Here is an 18,964-nt window from a genome sequence, read left to right as displayed (position 1 = left end):
GCGTCATGTATCTCCCGCCAGAGTGGCCGCCCGAGGTCCGCCCGCCCAGCGTCCCCGATTGGGAGACCTCGGCAGTGGCCTGGCTGCTCGACGCGGTGCCGCCCGACTACCGCGCCTACGAAGTGCTCCGCCGCCACCCGATCGCGCTGGCCAGGATGGCGAGCCACCACGTCGGCGCGGCGATCGAGGCGGCCCGCGCCGGCTACCGGGGCGCCGCGGTCGACCTCAAGGGCCACCTGCCGCCTCATGCGATCGAGGCGGTCCTGGACGCCTACCGCGAGGAGGGGCCCCGGCTGGTGCGCCTGTCGCGCTCGATCGCGGTGGTCGAACGCGCCCTCCGCGGCGACATCTTCACCGCCACGATGCGCCAGCCATGACCACACCTGCCGGGCAACCACCGACCACACCCACCGGGCGCCCGCCGACCACACCTACCGGCCGGCCGCCGACCGCGCCTACCGGGCACGGGGTACGCCGCGCCTACGGGCGCGGGGGGACGCCGTGCCTACCGGCTGCGGCGGGCGATCGCCGCGATGATGCCACTGGCGCCCGCGGCGGCGGCCAGCCAGATCAGGACGTCACGCGCGCTGAGCCCCTTGGCCGCCGCCTCCGGCCGGGCGGACGGCGACGCGGTCGTCTTCGGCCGGTGGGGCGGCGAGCTGGACGGAGTGGTGGCCGGTAAGGCGGCCGCGGGCAGCGCCACCTGGTAGACCGGGCTGCGCACGCCCTCCGAGCCGGTCAGCAGGCTCTTGCCGTCGCGGGTGTAGGCGATGGACTCGGCCTGTTTCAGCTCCGGCATCGACACCCTGGTGATCGACTCACCCGAGGGCCGGAAGACCGTGGCCGAGAAGTACGTACGGATCACGTACGAGCTGCCGTCAGGCGCGTACGCGGCGTCCGTCGCCATGATCGGGGCCGTGCCCACCTTGCGGAGCACGTTGACCCGGTCGCTCCTGAGCTTCTTGGGCGCCTGGTACACCGCCCCGGAGAACTCCTTCGACACCACGAAGAGCCGCCCGGTCACCGGGTTGACCATGATGCCCTCGGCGTTCCTGGCGCCGTCCGCGTAGCGGAACCGGTAGCGGACCGCCGGAAGGGTGGCGTCCCGCAGCGTCTCCGGCTCCATGACCTTGTAGATGGAGACGTTCGGCCAAGCCCCGTCCAGGTTGTCGCCGATGTCGGCGAACCACAGCACCCCACGCCCCGTGGCGGGGTCCTTGCTCGCGGCCATCGCCTCCCAGTCACGAGCCTGCGCCCCCTGGAGCCGGTACGTCGCCCGCGTCCGCCCATCGGAACCGACCGCGTAGAACGTCGGCGCCGCCGAGCTGTCATTGTGCGTGTAGTAGACGCCTTCCTTCGTCGGCGACACGGCCAGCCCGCTCGACTCGGTGATCCGCGCGTCCTTGAACGTGAACAGCTTCTTCTCGCCGTCATCGGCGAAGGCCGCATTTGCCGGAACGAACACCACGAAGACCGCAAGCACCCCGGCGGCCGTACGAATCACAACATCCCCCACCCCGCCATCATGCCCCAACGGACGCCGCGCCGACGGTAGCGCTGTGCCGATGAAATCCGGTGCCCTGCAGCACGACCAGCACCCCGTTGGTCACCGCCATGAGCCACCACAGCCCGACGAGCCCCCAGGTCGCGGCCACGGGTGCGGCCACGGCCACCATCGCCCCGTAACCGACGGCGAAGTAGATCAGGCTGGCCCCCGACCGCTTGAGCGCGGTGAGCCCGATGCCCTGAACCGCCTGCGCCCCGTCGGCCGTCGAGGCCAGCAGCATCAGCGGCAGCAGCGCGGCGACCCGCTCTCGTACGCTCGCGTCATCGCTGAACAGCACCAGCGCCGAGTCGCCGAACCCGAGCAGCACGGCCGCCGCGACCGCCGTCCCCGCCAGGGCGAGCAGGGCCGCGGCCCGGTTGGCCCGGCGCGCCTCCGTCACGTCCCGGGCCCTGGCCACCTCGGGCACCGACGCCTGCGCCACGGAGATCGAGGCCAGCATGATGAACCCGGTGAGCGTGCTCAGCACCGCGTGGGCGGCCACGTCACGGGTGCCGGTCGCGCTCGCGGCGAAGGTGACGACCCCGAGACCGCCGAACTTGATCAGAACTGTCCCCGCCAGCGGAATGCTCACCCGGCCGAGCCGGACGATCTCCTTGATGCGCGGCCGGCCCTGGCCGACGCGCGTCCCGAGGGCGCGGCGCAGGCAGAGGTTCGAGACGAGCACACCCGCGACGCCCGACAGCAGCCAGGCGACGCCCACGCCGGTCAGGCCGAGCGGCGGCACCAGAGCGAGCGTGCCGCCGACCATCGCGGCACTGGCCGCCAGGCTGGACCAGAGGACCTGGCGGCTGTGGCCGAGCGCCACGAGCACGGTGTTGGCCCCACCGCCCGAGGCGAACACCAGCAGGTAGAGCGCCAGGAGCCAGGGTAGCGGCCCCAGCTCGGCCACGACCTCGGCGGGCGCCCCGGTGGCGCGGGCCAGCAGGGGCACGCACAGCACCGCGAGCGCGCCGGCCGTACCCACGAGCAGGGTGAGCCAGCGCGCGTCACGCAGGATGGGCACGGCTCCCGCGGGCGAGTCCTTGTACGGCGCGACGAACGGCGCGAGCCCGCGGAGAGCGCCCACGACAGCGGCGGAGGCGGGGTTCAGGACGGCCGACATGACCGCGAAGGCGGCCAGCGTGACGGTGGCGTGCCTGCCGAGCACGGAAGTGACCACCAGAGTGCCGACCGTAGTGGTGACCATGGAGAGGAACAGGGGCACCGCCGCGCGGAGCAGGCCCGAGTTCACCCGGCCGATCTTAGTAGGCTGGAGCGAACTCCAGGCATCCCCGCCACCCCTACTAGCCTGGAGTGCACTCCAGGTATTTAGGGTGGAGTTCATGGATTATGTGAACCTCGGACGCAGTGGCCTCCGGGTCAGTCCACTCTGCCTGGGCACCATGAACTTCGGCCCGCTGACCACGGAGGAAGACTCCTTCGCGATCATGGACAGGGCCCATGAGCTGGGCATCAACTTCTTCGACACGGCCAACGTGTACGGCTGGAAGCAGGGCGAGGGGATCACCGAGCAGATCGTCGGCCGTTGGTTCGCCAAGGGCGAAGGTCGCCGGGAGAAGACGGTCATCGCGACCAAGCTCTACGGCGCGATGGGCGACTGGCCCAACGAGAATCTGCTGTCCGCGCTGAACATCCGCCGGGCCTGCGACGCCTCGCTCAAGCGCATGCAGACCGACTACATCGACATCTACCAGGCCCACCACGTCGACCGGAACACGCCGTTCGACGAGTTCTGGGAGGCGATGGACGTCCTGAAGCAGCAGGGCAAGATCCTCTATGTGGGATCGTCCAACTTCGCGGGCTGGCACATCGCCAAGGCCCAGGAGTCCGCGGCCCGCCGCAACTCGATCGGACTCGTCAGTGAGCAGAGCCACTACAACCTGCTCACCCGCGCGGTGGAGCTGGAGGTGCTGCCCGCCAGCCAGGAATACGGCCTCGGCGTGATCCCGTGGAGCCCGCTGGCCGGCGGCCTGCTGGGCGGCGTGCTGCGCAAGATCGACAAGGGCCGGTCGGCCGCCGACCGCATGGTCACGGAGCTCGAGAAGCACCGCGACAAGATCGAGCAGTACGAGAAGTTCTGCGACGAACTCGGCGAGGACCCCGCGTACGTGGCGCTGGCCTGGCTCCTGAAGCAGCCCGCGGTCACCGCCCCGATCATCGGCCCGCGCACGCAGGAGCAGCTCAACGGCAGCCTGCGCACGCTGGAGATCGAGCTGGACGAGCAGGCGCTGGCCCGCCTCGACGAGATCTTCCCCGGGCACCGTCCGGCGCCGGAGGACTACGCCTGGTAACTCAGGCCAGCAGGGCGCCGATCACGACGATCAGCAGCAGGAGGCCGAGCACGACGGGCAGCAGCCAAGGGCGAGGACGGTCCACAATCTGGAGCCTAATCGCGCCTGATGGGTGCCAGATCCCATTGTGCGAGTGACTCGTACCTCATCTGCGGCCCTTGATGGCTACGTACGAGATGGACGGCTTTCGCCCGCCATGTCGAGCCGCTGAATTCCGACAGCGACTCGACGAGCGGGCGGAGGTCCATCTCCGCCTTCGCCCGCGCGAGCGTCAGGTGCGGGTGGAAGTGCTTGTCGTCGGTCTGTACGGCCCCCGCCCGGCGGGCGCCCGCTCTGACCGACTCCGACAGCCGGATCATCGAGTCACCGGAGAGCCCGGCCCAGAACACCCTGGCCCGGCGGGCGGACGAGAACGCCCCGAACCCGGTGAAGGCCAGGTCCAGGCTGGCATGCCGAGCCACGGCGCGGGCCAACCGCACCTGCAGCTCCGGCAGGACGTGCTCGGGCACCTCGCCGAAGAAGCCCAGCGTGATGTGCCAGGTGGCGCGGTCCGGCCAGCGCAGGCCCGGCACCTGACCGACATGCGGCGCGATGGCGCGCTCGATCTCGTCGAGCACCTCATCGGGCGGCATCAGTGCCGCGAATAACCTCATGCCACCCGATTCTCCAACGTGCTCAGGCGATCGCCAGCACCGGCTCGCTCACTCGGGCTGTGATCAGCCTCGTCAGCATCACCGCGACGCCCGTGCCGACCAGCACCAGCAGCCCGGAGAGCATGACGCCCGTCCTGGGCCCGCCCAGCTCCGACAGCCAGCCGACCAGCGGGGCGCCGACGGGCGCGCCACCGGTGAAGACGAGCATGTAGATGCCCATCACGCGACCGCGCATGTCCGGCGCGGTGGCGAGCTGGACGCTCGCGTTCGCGGCCGTGTTGATCGTGATCAGCGCGATGCCGGTGGGGATCAGCAGCAGCAGGTACACCGGATAGACCGGGGCCAGCCCGGTGGCGATCTGGAACAGCCCGAACCCGATGGCCCCGGCGATCAGCATGCGGCGTGACGGCCGGGCCCGGCGGGCGGCGAGCAGCGCCCCGCCCAGCGCGCCGACGGCGAACATGCTGGAGGCCAGTCCGAACGACGAGGCGCCGGCCTTGAAGACCTCGCGGGCCATGAGCGCGATCGACATCGAGAACGACTGGGAGAACATCGACACGAACCCGATCAGCAGCACCGGCATCAGCAGCTCTTCGCGATGCAGCACGTAGCTCAGCCCTTCGCGGAGCTGGCCCTTGGCTCTCGGCACCGGCACGGAGAGGTTCAGCTCCGACTTCCGCATGAAGATCAGGCTGGAGATCACGCCGGCGAAGGTGACCGCGTTGATCAGGAAGAGCGGTCCCGTGCCCCCGAACAGGAAGATCAGCACACCGGCGATCGCCGGTCCCACGACGCGGGCCAGGTTGAAGATGGAGCTGTTGAGCGCGATCGCGTTGGACAGATCCCGGCGACCCACCATCTCGACCACGAACGCCTGCCTGGTCGGCACCTCGACACAGGAGATCACACCCAGCGTGAACGCCATCACGTAGACGTGCCACACCTGGGCGGTGCCCGTCATCGTCAGTACGCCGATGACCAGGGCGAGCACGGCCATGAGCGACTGCGCCACGATGAGGATCGGCCGTTTGGGGTAGCGGTCGGCCAGCACGCCGCCGAAGAGCCCGAACAGCAGCATCGGCAGGAACTGCAGCGCGGTCGCCGTGCCTAGGGCCGCCGCGCTGCCATGGGTCAGATCGAGCACCAGCCAGTCTTGGGCGGTGCGTTGCAGCCAGCCGCCGACGTTGGACACCGCGCCACCGGCTGCGAACATGCGGTAGTTACGTACCTTGAGAGACCGGAACATCCCGGTCTTGGGTTCTTCAGGCTCTAGATCCTGCTGAGTTTCTCCAGAATCGGCGCCGCCTGCCTGAGGATCGCCCGCTCCTCCGCGGTCAGATCCCTCAAGCGCTGGCTCAGCCACGCTTCCTTGAGACGTCGTTCCTCCTTCAGCAGTTTCTGGGCGGCCTCGGTCACGGTCACGGTCACCTGTCGCCGGTCGGTCGGGTGCGGTGTGCGCGACACCAGACCGCGTTCCTCTAGCGCGGCGATCACGCGAGTCATCGAGGGGGGTTGCACCTTCTCGAGCTCGGCCAATTCGCCGGGGGTTATCGCGGAATGCCGTTCCACCGCGGCGAGGGTCGCGAACTGTGTGGGAGTCAGCGAGTGCGCCGCCGCTTGTCGTCGTAGCCGCCTGGTCAGCCGCGCCAGCGACACGCGCAGGGCTGTGGCCAGGCCTGCGTCGCTGCGCAGGTTTATCTGGGACTGGTTCTTGGTTAGCATGAGTCATTACCTTTGCTAACTATACGGCACTCCACGTTATTTCCCTACCTCATTTCTCGTCTCACTCTTTGATACCCGGAGGCCGCCTCCCATGCGCAGACGGCCTCACCAGGCATTAGACCCCGAAAAGCACCCTGATCGGGCCGAGCGCGAAGTAGATCACGAACAGGCCCATGACCACCCACAGCAGCGGGTGGATCTCCCGCGCCTTGCCACGAACGATCTTGATCAGCACGTAGCTGATGAAGCCGGCGCCGATGCCGTTCGAGATCGAGTAGGTGAACGGCATGACCACGATGGTGAGGAACGCCGGGATGGCCACTTCGTAGTCCGTGAAATCGATCTCACGGATCGAGGTCATCATCAGGAAGCCCACCACGATCAGCGCGGGCGCGGCCGCTTCATACGGCACGACCGTGACCAGCGGCGCGAAGAAGATCGCCACCAGGAAGAGCAGGCCGGTGACCACGCTGGCCAGGCCGGTCCGCGCGCCCTCGCCGACCCCCGCGGCCGACTCGATGTAGGTGGTGTTCGACGAGACCGAGCCCGCGCCGCCGGCCGCCGCGCCGATCGAGTCGACGAGCAGGATCTCCCGGGTACGCGGCAGCATCCCGTTGGCGTCGACCAGCCCGGCCTGGCGGCCGACCCCGACGATCGTGCCCATGGTGTCGAAGAAGTCGGTGATGAGCAGCGTGAAGACGAACAGCACCGCCAGAATCACCGAGACCCGGCTGAACGCGCCGAACGGGTCGAACTCCTTGAACAGCACCAGCGGGTTGTGGAAGCCGATGATCTGGTCCGGCAGGGTGGGCACGTTCAACATCCAGCCGCCGGGGTTCTTGTCGGAGGACTGGCCCACCTTCGCGATCGACTCCACGATGATCGCCAGCACGGTGGTGCCGATGATGCCGATCAGGATCGCGCCCTTGACCTTGCGCGCCACCAGTGCCGCCGTCGCGAGCAACCCGACGACGAAGACGAAGATCGGCCAGGAGGTCAGGGTGTTGTGGATGCCCATCTCTAGCGGCGGCCCCGCGGGCACCCGGCGCACGAAACCGGCGTCCACGAAGCCGATCAGCGCGATGAACAACCCGATGCCGACGCTGATGGCGGTCTTGATCTGGGCCGGGATGGCGTTGAACACCGCCACCCGGAAACCGGTCAACACCAGGATGCCGATGATGATGCCTTCCAGGAAGACCAGCCCCATGGCCTCTTCCCAGCTCATCACCGAGGCGATGTTGAAGGTCACGAAGGCGTTGAGCCCCAACCCGGCCGCCATCGCGAAGGGCACCCGGCCGATCACCCCCATGAGGATGGTCAGCACGCCCGCCACGAACGCCGTGCCCGCTGCCACGAGGGGCAGATTGGGCGAGGAGCCGTCGCCGATGAACTGCTCCTGGACATCCTTGCCGTTGGCGATGATGATCGGGTTCAGCACGACGATGTAGGCCATCGTGAAGAACGTGGCCAGCCCGCCACGGACCTCACGGGAGATCGTCGAGCCTCGTGCGGAGATTGCGAAGAACCTGTCGATACCGCTACTTGTGTCACTCACGCGCGAACAGTGACAGTTTGCGTCATCTGCGAAAAGTGGCGGTGATGGGATCGAGACCCGATTGGAAGCTAGGCTGGATCTCGTGAAGCAGGAATGGCGTCCCGACCCGGAGCCGATCGAGACCAACGACGTCGCGGCGGTCGCCGTGGGCACGGTCGCGTGGGCGCTCGCGCTGGTCGCGCTACTGATCTTCCGCCCGGCCGCCGAGCAGTCGTGGTGGATCTGGACCTGCGTCGCCGGGGTCGGGCTCGGGCTGCTCGGCCTCTGGTACGTGCACAGGCGGGCGTCCCGGAGCTGACATTCGTCACCTCCAGCCGATCCCCGAAGTCACTGGAAAGTGCTGTTTTACCCCACTACCTGGGAAAAAGTGGGCTGATCATGCTTGAGGCATGAAGAAGACGTCATTCCCCTCGCTCCTGTGCGCGGTGACCCTCGCGAGCGCCACCCTCGCGGGCTGCGGATCAGCGAAGCAGCCCACGGCGAGCACGACCGCCACGCAACCCGCCCAGACGGCGAAGGGCTCCCTCGCCTGGAGCCCGTGCACCGGCCTGACCGGCCCTGACGGCAAGCCCGCCCCGCCCGACCCGGCCATCGAATGCGGCAAGCTCGCGGTGCCACTCGACTACGCCAAGCAGAACGGCGAGCGGATCGACCTGGCGCTGATCCGCGTCAAAGCCTCCGGCGACCGGCTCGGCTCCCTGGTCTTCAACTTCGGCGGCCCCGGCGGCTCGGGGGTCGACCTGCTGTCCATGACCGCCAAGACCTTCGCCGGCTTGGGCGCCCGCTATGACCTGGTCAGCTTCGACCCGCGCGGCGTCGAGCGCAGCGCACCCGTCAAGTGCGGCAGCGTCGAGAAGTGGACCTCCGTGGACCCCGCGAGCGACAAGATAGAAAAGGCCATCAAGGAGTTCGCGGCCACCTGCGCCAAGATCTCCGGCAAGCTCCTGCCCCACGTCGGCACCGTCAACGCCGCGCGCGACCTCGACCGCATCCGCGCCGCGCTGGGCGACGAACGGCTCAACTACTTCGGCATGTCGTACGGCACCCACCTCGGCGCCGTGTACGCCACCCAGTACCCGAAGAAGGTCGGTCGGTTCGTCCTCGACGGCGCCCTCGACCCGACCGTCACCTTCGCTGAGCGCGCGAAGACGCAGGTGGCGGGCTTCAAGCAGGCGTTCGAGGCGTTCTCCGCCGACTGCCTGAAGCAGGGCTGCGACCTCGGCGCCGACCCCGCCACCGTGCGCAAAAACGTCGAGAAGCTGTTGTACGGCCTGCGGGACAAGCCGCTCAAGGTGGCCGACCGGAAGCTGACGAAGGGCCTGGCGACCACCGGCGTCGTGGCCGCCCTCTACTCCAAGCTCACCTGGCCGCTGCTGGAGCAGGCGACCGCCGCCGCGACCAAGGGGGACGGCAAGCTGCTGCTCGCCCTGGCCGACTCCTACAACGGCCGCAAGCCCGACGGGACGTACTCGACGCTGATGACCAGCGTCCTGGCGATCGACTGCGTGGACAGCGCTGAACGGCCGAGCCCCGCCGAGATCGACCGGGTCGAACGCGCGACCGCCAAGATCTTCCCGCTCATGCAATCCGGGGGGCTCGGCTCGATCTGCGCGCATTGGCCGGTGCCCGGCAGCGACGAGTCCAAGAAGATCGACGCCACCGGCTCCGCCCCCATCCTGGTGATCGGCGGCAAGGGCGACCCGGCCACGCCGTACGCATGGGCGCCCAAGCTCGCCGGGCTGCTCAAGACCGGGGTCCTGGTCACGTACGAGGGCGAGGGGCACGGCGCCTACCTGAGCGGCAGCTCCTGCGTCAGCCGCCTGGTGGACGCCTACTTCCTCACCGGTAAGAACCCCGGCGCGAACGCCACCTGCCCGGCGGCGTGAACCTTCACACCGCTACGGGCAGGCTGGCGCTACGACAGGTCGGCTTCGGCCAGCAGGAGCGGCACGGCCGTGGGGTCGTGCAGCAGCGCGGCCACCGCGAGCCGGTCGTTCCACTGGCCGGTCGCCCAGGCCAGGCCGCGCGCCAGGCCGTCGAGCCCGGTGCAGTGCACTGAGCCCTCGAAGAAGCGCCACGTGCAGGCGACACCGTCGACCAGCAGCTTCTCGTGCTCGACGTAGGTCTCGGGAGCCGTCGGGAGCAGGGAGCGCACCTCAGGCGGCACGGGGCGGGTCTCGCCTTCGGACGTGACCTCGCCCTGGGCCAGCTCGCCGGCCAGCGGCAGGTCGAGCAGCTCGGACAGCGACTCGGCCAGGTCGTAGGGGGCCAGCACCAGAGGCCGGTCGGTGACGAGCTGGAGCAGGTCGGGGGCCTCCACCACGACGGCGTCGTCGGCCGCGGCCACCACGATGTCGCCACCGAGCACGGCCCGTACCCGCGACGGTGGGGCCACCCGCGCCGGCTCGACGGCCGCCAGCGCGATCCACAGGGCCCGCAACTGGGCGCGGTCGACCTCGATGGACTCGTCGGCCATCAGGTCGAGCAGCTCTTCGGGACCGCCGTGGCCGGCCAGCAGCTCGGCCAGCGTGGTGCGTACGCCGAGCATCCCCAGCGCCACCGGGTCGAGCCCGCCGGGCGCGTCACCGTAGAGGCCCTGGAGCAGCGGATCGGCGCCGGGCAGCCGCAGCTCGCGCGGCCGCCGCCCGTCCAGCACGGGGTGGTTGGCCAGCCACCACGCCGTGTAGGACGGCACCTCGACGCCCTCCACCCGCAGCGGGTGCAGCGCGGCCCGCAGCGGCGGCCTGGTCAGCAGCGCCAGCGCGGCGGGCCAGTCGGCGACCAGCTCCAGGTCGCGCACCGCGGCGAAGTCCGGCACCACCGGCGGGAGTTCGAGCTCAGGCAGCAGGTCGAGCACGTGGTCGAGCCAGTCGTCCTCGCCGTCGAGGTCGTGGTCGCAGTCGTCATGGTCGAGCAGCACATCGGAGTCGTGCGCCACGGCGAACCCGTCGAGCACGCCCACGGCTTCGAGCACGCGGGAGCCATAGGTCTCCACCAGCTCCGGCGCGACCACTCCGAGGTGCGTGTCGGGCTCCAGCAGGCCGGCCAGCGCGCCGTCGGCCAGCATCAGCTCGCCCGCCGCGTAGAGCTCGCCGTCGGTGCCGCGCAGCGCCAGCTCGGCCAGCCACGGTGCCTCGCCCGGCACCAGCGAGGCGGCCTCCACCAGGGAGAGCACGGCCTTGGCCACGGGCTCGGAGTCCGCGCTGTCGAGGGACTGGGCGACGGCGGCCTTGGTGATCGCGTCTTCGAGGATCGTCCGTGGCGTGGCCTCGGCGGCGCCGAGCCGCAGCAGCGCCGCGTGCGCCGCGTCCGGGTGCACGATCCGCAGCCCCAGCGGCGTCAGGTCGAGCCCGTCACGGGCCGAGGCCAGGCGGGTGCCGCCCAGGTCGAGGATGAGAGTGCCCCGCGGCCCGCGTACCAGGCGGCCGTCGGCCAGCGGCACCGGCAGCGCGCCCAGCGACTCGGGGTCGTCGGCCGGCAGCACCTCATAGAGCGAGCGCCACCACGACGGCTCCCGCGCCTCGACCGCCTCACCGGACAACAGGTCGACGACCTCGGCCAGCTCGACCCGGCGCACACCGAGCGAGGCCATCGCCGGGTGCCGGGCGGGCCACCCGGCGGGCAGCAGGCCGGGGACGAAGTCGGCGATCGCGGCCAGCAGGTCGCCCGACCCGGCGACCACGGCCGCCTCCTCGCCGGCGACGATCCAGCCGTCCTCATGCGGCTCCCTGGCCGGGTGCTCGACCTGCCACTCGGCGTCGGGCTCATAGACCTCGGCCTCGGCGAACGACGGCGTCTGCACGGCCGGAGCGGGCGCGGACAGGGCCGGGAGCAACGGGGTGGCGGGCAGGCGCAGCAGGATGGCCCGCCGGATGCGGGCGTCGAGCTCGCCCTTGCCCATCAGGGCGGGGACGAGGTCGAGAAGCTTGGGGGTGCGCGGCAGCTCGCCGAGCAGCCTGACATAGGCGTCGGCGGCCCGCTCGACCAGGAAGTCGGTCAGCGGCCCCTTGGCCACGTGCCGCCGGTCGGTGGCCATCGGGAACGAGGCGATGAGCAGGGCCGGCAGGTCGAGCGGCTCGTCGCTGGGCGTCGGCGCGTGCACCACCGGCGGCACCCCGGCGGGCAGCGGGGCGGGCTCCGTGTCGGCGACGCGCACGGCCCAGCGGAGCGACCAGTAAGGGCGGGCACGCTCTTCGGTGGGCCGGTCGGCGAACAGGGCCGCCACCTCGTCGGGACCGAACTCGCCCGACTCCGACACCAGCTGCCACCCGTCGGCCGACACCCGGCGCTCCGAGCCGTCGAGGTCGATCTCGATGCTCGTCAGCGCGGGCATGCCGAGCAGCAGCGCCGGGCTGGTCTCGGCCAGCATGCGCCGGACCGCCGCGACCGAGGCGGCGTCGCGCAGCGGCAGGCGTACGAGCGTGTCGAAGCCCTCCGGCACGTCGAGCGGCTCGGCCTCGAACGGCAGGCGCAGCAGCGGGACGTGGCCGCCGCGCGAGCCGAGCTCGGCGGCGAGCTCCGGCACCGAGGCCACCACGGCGGCCGTCTCGGCGCGCGACCAGCGGGCGGCGCCCGTCTCGCGCGAACCGATCGACGGCTCATCACAGACCGACACGACCGCGGCGAACCCGACGCCGAACCGGCCGGCGGCGCCCGCTTCGTCCCGCTTGCCGGAGACACGCAGCGTCGACAGGCCCTCGACGCCGGTCGCGTCGAGGGGGGCGCCGGTGTTGGCGGCGGTCAGGACGTCGTCGCGCAACGTCAGCCGGAGCACCCCTGGCACGCCCGCGCGCAGCGCCGCGTCGGCGGCGTTCTGGGCGAGCTCCACGATGAGCCGGTCGCGGTAGCCGCCGAGGGCGAAATCTTCCTCGGCGTTGGCGTCCTCGCGGAATCGGGCGGTCGAGGCCGTCCACGCGGCGAGCACTGCGGCCCGCGTCCGGTCGGTGCCAAAGGTGTCGGTCATCTGTCACGATCCTGGTCGCTGGTGGGGCGGGCTCCGGCACGAGTCCGGGGTCCGCCGAGGGGGGCCACCGTAGGCTAGCGGCCCTCACCGACATTCGCGGTCAGGAGTGGCCGAGCTCCTCGGTGGCCGTTCCGTCGACGGATCCGGCCTCCTCTTCCATCAGGTCGAAGCCCATGTCGTCGAGGATGGGCGTGGCCTGCTCGACGGACGGCGGCATGACCGCGGCCTCCGAGTGAGCCCCGCAGCCGTGGTCGGCGGCGACCACCTTGCCGTCGTCGGGGGCGTACTCATTGGCGCAGACCCCGAACACCTGCCGGAGCCCACCCGCGAGTGGCCAGTAGAAACCACAGGTGGAGCACTGCGCGGGAGCGGCGTGTGCGATCGGCGTATGCGGCCCGTGCTCGCCCGAGTGCCAGCGTCTGGCAGCGCGGTCCTTGCCGATGGCCGAGAGCACACGGGCCCGGCCCAGGCCGTACTCGAAAATCGTCTGATGGTCGGTCTCGTCGTCGGTCTTGACGAAACCCGGCTCCAGCCGGTCGTCGTCCTCCGAGGTCGGCAGCAGGTCACCGACGCCCAGGTCACCGGGGCGCAGCCGCTCGCTCCAGGGCAGCCACTCGGGCGCGAGCAACGCCCCCGAGCCGGGCAGCAGGACGGCTTCGCTCACCGTGACGTTCTTGGCCCGTGAGGCGCGGGTCACGGTGACGGCCCAGCGCCAGCCGCGGTAGGCCCGGTCGAGACAGGCGAAGTAATGGGTGACGATGCGGTCGCCCTCGCCCTCGTAACCGAGGTGCTCACCCGGCTCGCCCGGCCGCGCGAGCTCCTCCGCGGCGGCGCGCGCCAGGTCCACCGCGGCGACGCACGCCTGGTCGGGTGGGGAGACGCGGGTCCGGGTGCGGGTCATCTGTCCGCCTCCGCCGCAAGGTGCTGTTCGCTCACACTTCATTCTCACCCATGACCGGACCTGAAGGTGCCCACACCGCCCATCCCGGACCCACCGGCACCGAACCAGAAGACGCCCCACACCCCCAACCCCTCACAGCACACCAACAGCCCCGACCTCGAACACACCCGCCGCCGTGGGCGGGCGACTATCGGGAAGGAGTGGCACCGGACCTGAAGGGACTCACACCGCTCATCCGGACCCAACTGGTCATCCGGACCCGCTGGCACCGAATCTGAAGGGGTTCACACCGCCCATCCCCGATCACCTGGCGGCACATCGGTGGGCCCATCCCCGGGCGATCCGTCGCCGTTTGTGAGCGGCGATCGGGTAAGACTGGTAAGCGTGCAAGGAGGCTGGGACACGGCTCGTGAGGTCACGCGGCGCGTCGGGCGAGGCGTCGCCGGCGCGGGCCGCGCCACCGCGCGCGCCGGCCGGGCCACCCTGCGGGCGGGAAAGGCGACCGCGGGCGGCACCGCGCGGGCGGGCAAGGCCACGGCCAGAGGGGCGCAGAAAGTCGGCAGGGGCGCGCAGAAGGTCGGGAAGGCGACCCGGCGCCTCACCCATGCCAACGGCGCCGACCGCACCGGGCTGGGCCGGCTGATCGAGCTCACCGCCGGTCACAGCGGCGGCGACGCGCTGGTCACGGTCGCGCTGGCGAGCACCGTCTTCTTCGGTGTGCCCGTCGGCGAGGCCCGTGGGCCCGTGGCGCTCTACCTGGTCATCACGATGCTGCCCTTCGCCCTGCTGGCGCCGTTCGTGGGGCCGATCCTCGACCGGTTCAGGTCGGGCCGCCGCTATGTCATGGCGGGCACGCTGTTCGGCCGCGGCCTGCTGTGCTTCGCGATGGCCGCCGCCGTGGGGCCCGGCGATCTGCCGACGTTGTTCGTCGGGGCGTTGGGCGTGCTGGTGCTGTCCAAGGCGTACAACGTGTCACGCGCGGCGATCATGCCGAGCGTGCTGCCCGCCGACATCACGCTGGTCTCGGCCAACGCCCGGGTGGCGCTGTTCTCGCTGATCTCGGCGGGCGTGATGGTGCCGGTCGCCGCGGGCCTGACCGCGTGGCTGGGTAGCGCCGCGGTGCTGCGTACGGCGATGGTCGCCTTCCTCCTGATCGGTGTCCTCGCCGTACGGCTGCCGCGACACGTCGACTCGCCCGAGCTGGAACTGGACGAGGAGGAGGGCAGGCCGCTGCGCTGGCGGACCCTCCTGAACGTGGGCCCGGCGGTGGCCGAGGCGGTCTGGGCGAACGTGGCCATCCGCCTGTTCTCCGGCTTCCTGCTGTTCTTCATGCTGTTCCTGGTGCAGGACAAGGGCGTGCCGTGGCTGGCCGTACCCGACCCGTTCTTCGACATCCCGAAGACGATCGCGCTGCTCGCGGCCGCGGCCGGGCTGGGCGGCCTGGTCGGCGCGGTGGTCGCGAACTGGACCCGCAACCACTCGCCGCACCTCATCACGCTGCTGACACTGGCTGTGACCGGCGTGACGACGATCGCCACGGCGGTGTTCTTCGGCCTCTGGACCGCGGTCGCGATCTCGCTCGTCACCGCGTTCGCGCAGGAGCTCGGCAAGCTCGCCCTCGACGCGATCGTGCAGCGGGAGATCGGCGAGGAGGTGCGCTCGTCCACGTTCGGGGTCGTCGAGGCGGTGTTGCAGCTCGCCTGGGTGTTCGGCGGGCTGATCGGGCTGCTGCTGTCGCTGGCCGAGAGCAGCGCGGCGGGGCTGGTCACGCTGGCCGTGGCGTTGACCGGCACGTTCGGCTGGTTGATCGTGCGCCGCCGCAAGCGGATCCGGGCCAAGACACGCGGACTCCAGGTCGCGAATCAAGCCCACCCAACGGATCAAGCGGACCAAGCGGATCGAGCAGGTCACGCAGGCCACGCGGACCACGAGGATCGAGATGCCTGGGACACGGAGGATCGACGCGCCGATCGGCGGGATCAGCGCGTCGACACCACTCTCGACACGACCAAGCCGCTGACGAACCCCAACGGCTAGGCGTCGAGGTCGTCCGCCACCGCTCTGAGCACCTGCGCGATCTTCTTCGCGTGCGCCGCGTCAGGGTGCTTGCCCCGCTGGTAGGAGGTCGAGACGTCGTCGAGGAGCTTGATCAGGTCCTCCACGATGACGACGAGTTCGTCCGGCTTCTTGCGCTTGGCCTTGGGCTTTGTCTTGGCCAGCGTCGGCGGCTGCTCGAGGATCCGCACCGACAGGGCCTGCTGGCCGCGTCGTCCCTCGGCCACGCCGAACTCGACCTTCTGGCCGGGCTTGAGCGGGCCGGCACCTGTGGGTAGCGCGGAGGAATGCACGAAGACCTCACCACCGTCGTCGCGGGTGAGGAAGCCGAAACCCTTGTCGGCGTCGTACCACTTGACCTTGCCACTCGGCACAGGAGGAACCTCGTTCAAACAGTCGTAAAAGGCGAATGGATGTAGGTTATGCCCCGCGAGGCTCCGGGGCGACCAGGAAAATTCCCGGCATTTACCGGAGTTGCCCACTCGAACGCCATCCGGCGAACCAGTCGGCGAATTCCGTCAGGTCGCCAAGCGCCACATCGGCTCCGTGATCACGTAGTTCGGCCAGCGTGTATGGGCCGGTCGCGACCGTCACGCTGACGGCTCCCCCGGCCCGCGCGGCCTCGATGTCCGCCACATGGTCACCAACATAGGCTCCGGCGCCGAAGCGCGTAAGGGCCTCACCCTTGGCCGCCCCGAAGACCGACCCGACCACCTCGTCGACGGCGAGCCCGAGCGCCTTCACGGTGCTGGCCGCGTCGCGCGGGTTCTTGCCGGTCACGACGATGATCCTGCCCCCTTGCGCGCGTACGGCCTCGACGGCCTCCATCGCCCCGGCCATGGCCGTGTGCACGGGCACGCCCAGCTCCGGATAGATCTCCCTGAACAGGATCACGGCTTCCGGGATCGCCTCCAGCGGCAGCCAGTTCGCCAACTCCTGTTCGAGTGGCGGGCCGAGTCTGGTGATGATCGCCTGGCTGTCGATGGGCACGCCGAGGCGCGTCGAAAGCTCGTCGTAGACGGCCGCGATGCCCGACCGTGTGTCCGCCAATGTCATGTCCAGGTCGAAACCCACCGATGTCCGCACAAGGTGAAGGATGCCAAACGCGTCCGCATTACGGGTAACGGCCCTTGTTGTGGGACCGTGGGAGTGGGAAGAAAGGAATTACTTATCGGGAGGAGTGCCGTGACCGAGCCCCCCAATCCGCCGGAAGCGGGAGACCGGCTGGTCGCCGCCGCCAACCGGCCCAGCCCGCCCGAACAGCCCACCCTGAGCACTTCCCTCAGCCCGCCCGAACAGCCCACCTCGAGCGCTTCCCTCGGCCAGCCCCGGCCGCACCGGCCCGCGCTGCCCCGGCAGGTGACCGGGCCGGTCAGGGTGTGGCGGGGCGTGGTGACGTTCCTGGCCGCCGTCGTCCGGCTGGCGTCCCGGCTGGCCGCGCTGATCCTGGTGCTGTACGCGATCTTCACGGTGTTCCGGGCCAACCCGGCCAACATTTGGTACCAGTTCGTCGAATCGCTCGCCTCGCCGCTGTCGGTGGGCCTGGCCAACCTGTTCCAGCTCGCCGACGTACGGTGGACGACGCTGGTCAACTACGGGCTCGCGGCGCTGGTGTGGCTGATCGTCGGCTCGGTCGTCGCGGGGTTGATCCGGCGCGCCGCGCCGTGACGGCTACGCTCCATCACGGAGGTATCAGGAAAGAATGACCAGATCGACGCGTGAGCGGATCATCGACGAGGCCCTGCGGCTCTTCGCGGAGCGGGGCTACTCCGCCACTTCGGTGGCCGAGATCGAGGCCGCCTCAGGGCTCTCCCCGGGCGCCGGAGGGCTCTACCGGCACTTCAAGTCGAAGTACGAGGTGCTCGCCGCGGCGATCAACGAGCATGCCGCACGCACCCGTACGCAGGTGGCCGAGAGCCTGGCCCAGCTGGGCGACATGGAGACCTCGGCCGACCTGGAGACGCGGCTGTCGCACCTGTGCCGCGCGGGGCTGGCCAAGGTGCGGGAGGAGTCGGAGCTGACCCGGGTGTTCTTCCGGGACCTGAGCCAGTTCCCCGAGCTGGTGGCGGTGGTGCGCGAAGGGCTGCTGCAGCCCATGTTCGACGCCATCACGACCTGGTTCCGCGCGCAGCCCGAATACGAGGACGCCAAGGTCGACTGGAACGGCATCGCGGCGGTGCTCGGCGGCTCTGTGGTGCACTACCGGCTGTTCCAGGAGACGGTCGGCGAGTCGCCGGGACACGCGGAGAAGGACCAGTTCGTCACCGCCTGGGTGCGCCTGGCCGTGGGCCTCCTGCCGAGCCCGAGCCCCGCCCCGGTCAGTTGACCTCCACCAGCCGGTAAGCCAGCCAGCCGACGCCCAGAGCCGTGCCGATCATGAACATCACACCGCTGACGTCGAAGAACTGCACCACGAACGCCTGCACCCCCGGCTCCGCGCCCACCCGCAGACCGCCGATGAGCCCGCCGCCGACCGTGTAGCCGACCAGGGGCGCACCGATCCCGATCAGCCGGTCACGCGGCACCCAGCCCTCCGAGAACGCCACCAGCGACGCTCCCAACGCCCACACCAGCACCGGCACCTGGAAGATCGCGACGGCCGGCAGGCCGACCGGGACCAGCAGCGCGGCCAGCACCAGGACCACCATCGCCGCGGTCTCGCGCGGGTACTCCTTGACGATGGTGCCGGCGTCCCGTCCACGGGTGGCCATCGGGTTCGCACTGGACATGGCCGCCTGCCGCAGCCGCGCGAACGGCAGCCCGCGCAGGGGCCGCGGGGCCAGATGGTCCTCCGCGAGGCGCCGGCCCAACGGGGCTCCCGCCGGCGCCACATCGTCGACGATCTTGGGAAAGGACGGCGTCGCCCCGCCCGCCCCCGCGACCCGCTCCGCCTTGGCCACGGCACCCGGCGTCACGGTTCCCCGTGCGGCCCCCGGCGCGGCCGTGGGCGCCGTTCCGGGCCGGGTTCCGGCCGGGGCACCGGGCGCGCCGTCCGGCCCCGCCTCGGCCAGCCTGCGGGCCTCGCGTTCGACCAGCGTCACCGGGTCGCCGAACCGGGCGAGCACCTTGACCACCTGGCGTGGGTTCTGGCTGCCCTGCCGTTCGACCTCGATCCTGGCCCGCAGCCGCTTGGCGAAGTCGAGCCGCTGGTCGGATCTGAGCACGCCATGAGCCGCGTCGGCGGCCGCGCTGACGTAGTTGAGTATGAGCTGGTCCGCTCGCTCAATCACGTGAGCCATGCTGCCCCAATCGGG

At 70.5% G+C, this 18,964-nt stretch carries 18 protein-coding genes; 7 read left to right on the top strand and 11 right to left on the bottom strand.

Features of this window, described 5'->3' with window-relative positions; genetic code table 11:
- The first annotated feature begins 5 nt into the window (after nt 1-5).
- The gene (locus ACQP2T_RS05075) at nt 6-377 is read left to right on the top strand and encodes a hypothetical protein (protein ID WP_433515021.1); all 372 of its coding nucleotides are present in this window, start codon (nt 6-8) and stop codon (nt 375-377) included.
- A gap of 128 nt (nt 378-505) precedes the next feature.
- Here the strand turns inward: ACQP2T_RS05075 and ACQP2T_RS05070 are convergent, their stop codons facing one another.
- Both ACQP2T_RS05070 and ACQP2T_RS05065 read right to left on the bottom strand, forming a co-directional pair.
- A complete protein-coding gene (locus ACQP2T_RS05070; RefSeq protein ID WP_433515020.1) occupies nt 506-1,516 on the bottom strand; it encodes a hypothetical protein in 1,011 nt (336 codons plus the stop codon).
- A 7-nt stretch (nt 1,517-1,523) separates the two neighbouring features.
- On the bottom strand, nt 1,524-2,798 hold the full coding sequence (locus tag ACQP2T_RS05065) for an MATE family efflux transporter (protein ID WP_433515019.1): 1,275 nt from the start codon (nt 2,796-2,798) through the stop codon (nt 1,524-1,526).
- 91 nt (nt 2,799-2,889) lie between these two features.
- Here ACQP2T_RS05065 and ACQP2T_RS05060 point away from each other — a divergent pair, with 91 nt between their 5' ends.
- Nucleotides 2,890-3,858, top strand: a complete 969-nt coding sequence (locus tag ACQP2T_RS05060) for an aldo/keto reductase (protein ID WP_357957936.1) — start codon at nt 2,890-2,892, stop codon at nt 3,856-3,858.
- 95 nt (nt 3,859-3,953) lie between these two features.
- On the opposite strand, the gene thpR is transcribed toward ACQP2T_RS05060, so the two are convergent.
- The 4 genes from thpR to ACQP2T_RS05040 form a co-directional block, all read right to left on the bottom strand.
- The gene (gene thpR / locus ACQP2T_RS05055) at nt 3,954-4,511 is read right to left on the bottom strand and encodes an RNA 2',3'-cyclic phosphodiesterase (protein ID WP_433515018.1); all 558 of its coding nucleotides are present in this window, start codon (nt 4,509-4,511) and stop codon (nt 3,954-3,956) included.
- A 22-nt stretch (nt 4,512-4,533) separates the two neighbouring features.
- Nucleotides 4,534-5,757: an MFS transporter gene (locus tag ACQP2T_RS05050; protein ID WP_433515017.1), complete on the bottom strand. Its 1,224-nt coding sequence runs from the start codon at nt 5,755-5,757 to the stop codon at nt 4,534-4,536.
- 23 nt (nt 5,758-5,780) lie between these two features.
- On the bottom strand, nt 5,781-6,233 hold the full coding sequence (locus ACQP2T_RS05045) for a MarR family winged helix-turn-helix transcriptional regulator (protein WP_357957941.1): 453 nt from the start codon (nt 6,231-6,233) through the stop codon (nt 5,781-5,783).
- Nucleotides 6,234-6,348: 115 nt separating this feature from the next.
- Nucleotides 6,349-7,689, bottom strand: coding sequence for an NCS2 family permease (locus ACQP2T_RS05040; protein ID WP_433519713.1), 1,341 nt, complete (start codon nt 7,687-7,689; stop codon nt 6,349-6,351).
- Between the two features lie 184 nt (nt 7,690-7,873).
- Between ACQP2T_RS05040 and ACQP2T_RS05035 the strand changes: the two genes are divergently transcribed.
- Together ACQP2T_RS05035 and ACQP2T_RS05030 are read left to right on the top strand one after the other, a co-directional pair.
- Nucleotides 7,874-8,089, top strand: a complete 216-nt coding sequence (locus ACQP2T_RS05035) for a DUF2530 domain-containing protein (RefSeq protein WP_225300771.1) — start codon at nt 7,874-7,876, stop codon at nt 8,087-8,089.
- Nucleotides 8,090-8,180: 91 nt separating this feature from the next.
- Nucleotides 8,181-9,677 carry an alpha/beta hydrolase gene (locus tag ACQP2T_RS05030; RefSeq protein ID WP_433515016.1) on the top strand — a complete coding sequence of 499 codons (1,497 nt, stop codon included), beginning with the start codon at nt 8,181-8,183 and terminating at the stop codon, nt 9,675-9,677.
- 29 nt (nt 9,678-9,706) lie between these two features.
- Here the strand turns inward: ACQP2T_RS05030 and ACQP2T_RS05025 are convergent, their stop codons facing one another.
- Complete coding sequence (locus tag ACQP2T_RS05025) at nt 9,707-12,754, bottom strand: sacsin N-terminal ATP-binding-like domain-containing protein (protein ID WP_433515015.1); 3,048 nt, start codon at nt 12,752-12,754, stop codon at nt 9,707-9,709.
- Between the two features lie 100 nt (nt 12,755-12,854).
- Nucleotides 12,855-13,655: a DUF3027 domain-containing protein gene (locus tag ACQP2T_RS05020; protein WP_433515014.1), complete on the bottom strand. Its 801-nt coding sequence runs from the start codon at nt 13,653-13,655 to the stop codon at nt 12,855-12,857.
- Nucleotides 13,656-14,039: 384 nt separating this feature from the next.
- On the opposite strand from ACQP2T_RS05020, the gene ACQP2T_RS05015 reads away from it, so the two are divergent.
- A complete protein-coding gene (locus ACQP2T_RS05015; RefSeq protein WP_433515013.1) occupies nt 14,040-15,692 on the top strand; it encodes an MFS transporter in 1,653 nt (550 codons plus the stop codon).
- Here ACQP2T_RS05015 and ACQP2T_RS05010 read toward each other — a convergent pair.
- Together ACQP2T_RS05010 and ACQP2T_RS05005 are read right to left on the bottom strand one after the other, a co-directional pair.
- Entirely contained in the window at nt 15,689-16,084 is a 396-nt protein-coding gene (locus ACQP2T_RS05010; RefSeq protein ID WP_357957953.1) for a cold-shock protein, read from the bottom strand. The genes ACQP2T_RS05015 and ACQP2T_RS05010 overlap by 4 nt on opposite strands.
- Nucleotides 16,085-16,175: 91 nt before the next feature.
- Nucleotides 16,176-16,796: an HAD family hydrolase gene (locus ACQP2T_RS05005; protein WP_433515012.1), complete on the bottom strand. Its 621-nt coding sequence runs from the start codon at nt 16,794-16,796 to the stop codon at nt 16,176-16,178.
- A 99-nt stretch (nt 16,797-16,895) separates the two neighbouring features.
- Here ACQP2T_RS05005 and ACQP2T_RS05000 point away from each other — a divergent pair, with 99 nt between their 5' ends.
- A complete protein-coding gene (locus ACQP2T_RS05000) occupies nt 16,896-17,378 on the top strand; it encodes a hypothetical protein (protein WP_433515011.1) in 483 nt (160 codons plus the stop codon).
- A gap of 34 nt (nt 17,379-17,412) precedes the next feature.
- Nucleotides 17,413-18,036 carry a TetR/AcrR family transcriptional regulator gene (locus ACQP2T_RS04995; protein WP_433515010.1) on the top strand — a complete coding sequence of 208 codons (624 nt, stop codon included), beginning with the start codon at nt 17,413-17,415 and terminating at the stop codon, nt 18,034-18,036.
- Here the strand turns inward: ACQP2T_RS04995 and ACQP2T_RS04990 are convergent.
- Nucleotides 18,029-18,940 carry a hypothetical protein gene (locus ACQP2T_RS04990; RefSeq protein WP_433515009.1) on the bottom strand — a complete coding sequence of 304 codons (912 nt, stop codon included), beginning with the start codon at nt 18,938-18,940 and terminating at the stop codon, nt 18,029-18,031. The genes ACQP2T_RS04995 and ACQP2T_RS04990 overlap by 8 nt on opposite strands.
- Between the last annotated feature and the right edge of the window lie 24 nt (nt 18,941-18,964).

It is taken from the genome of Nonomuraea sp. CA-143628, from assembly GCF_050942315.1.
Lineage (GTDB): Bacteria > Actinomycetota > Actinomycetes > Streptosporangiales > Streptosporangiaceae > Nonomuraea.
The sequence above is the reverse complement of the archived record's forward strand: the minus strand, read 5'-3'. Positions and strand labels throughout refer to the sequence as shown.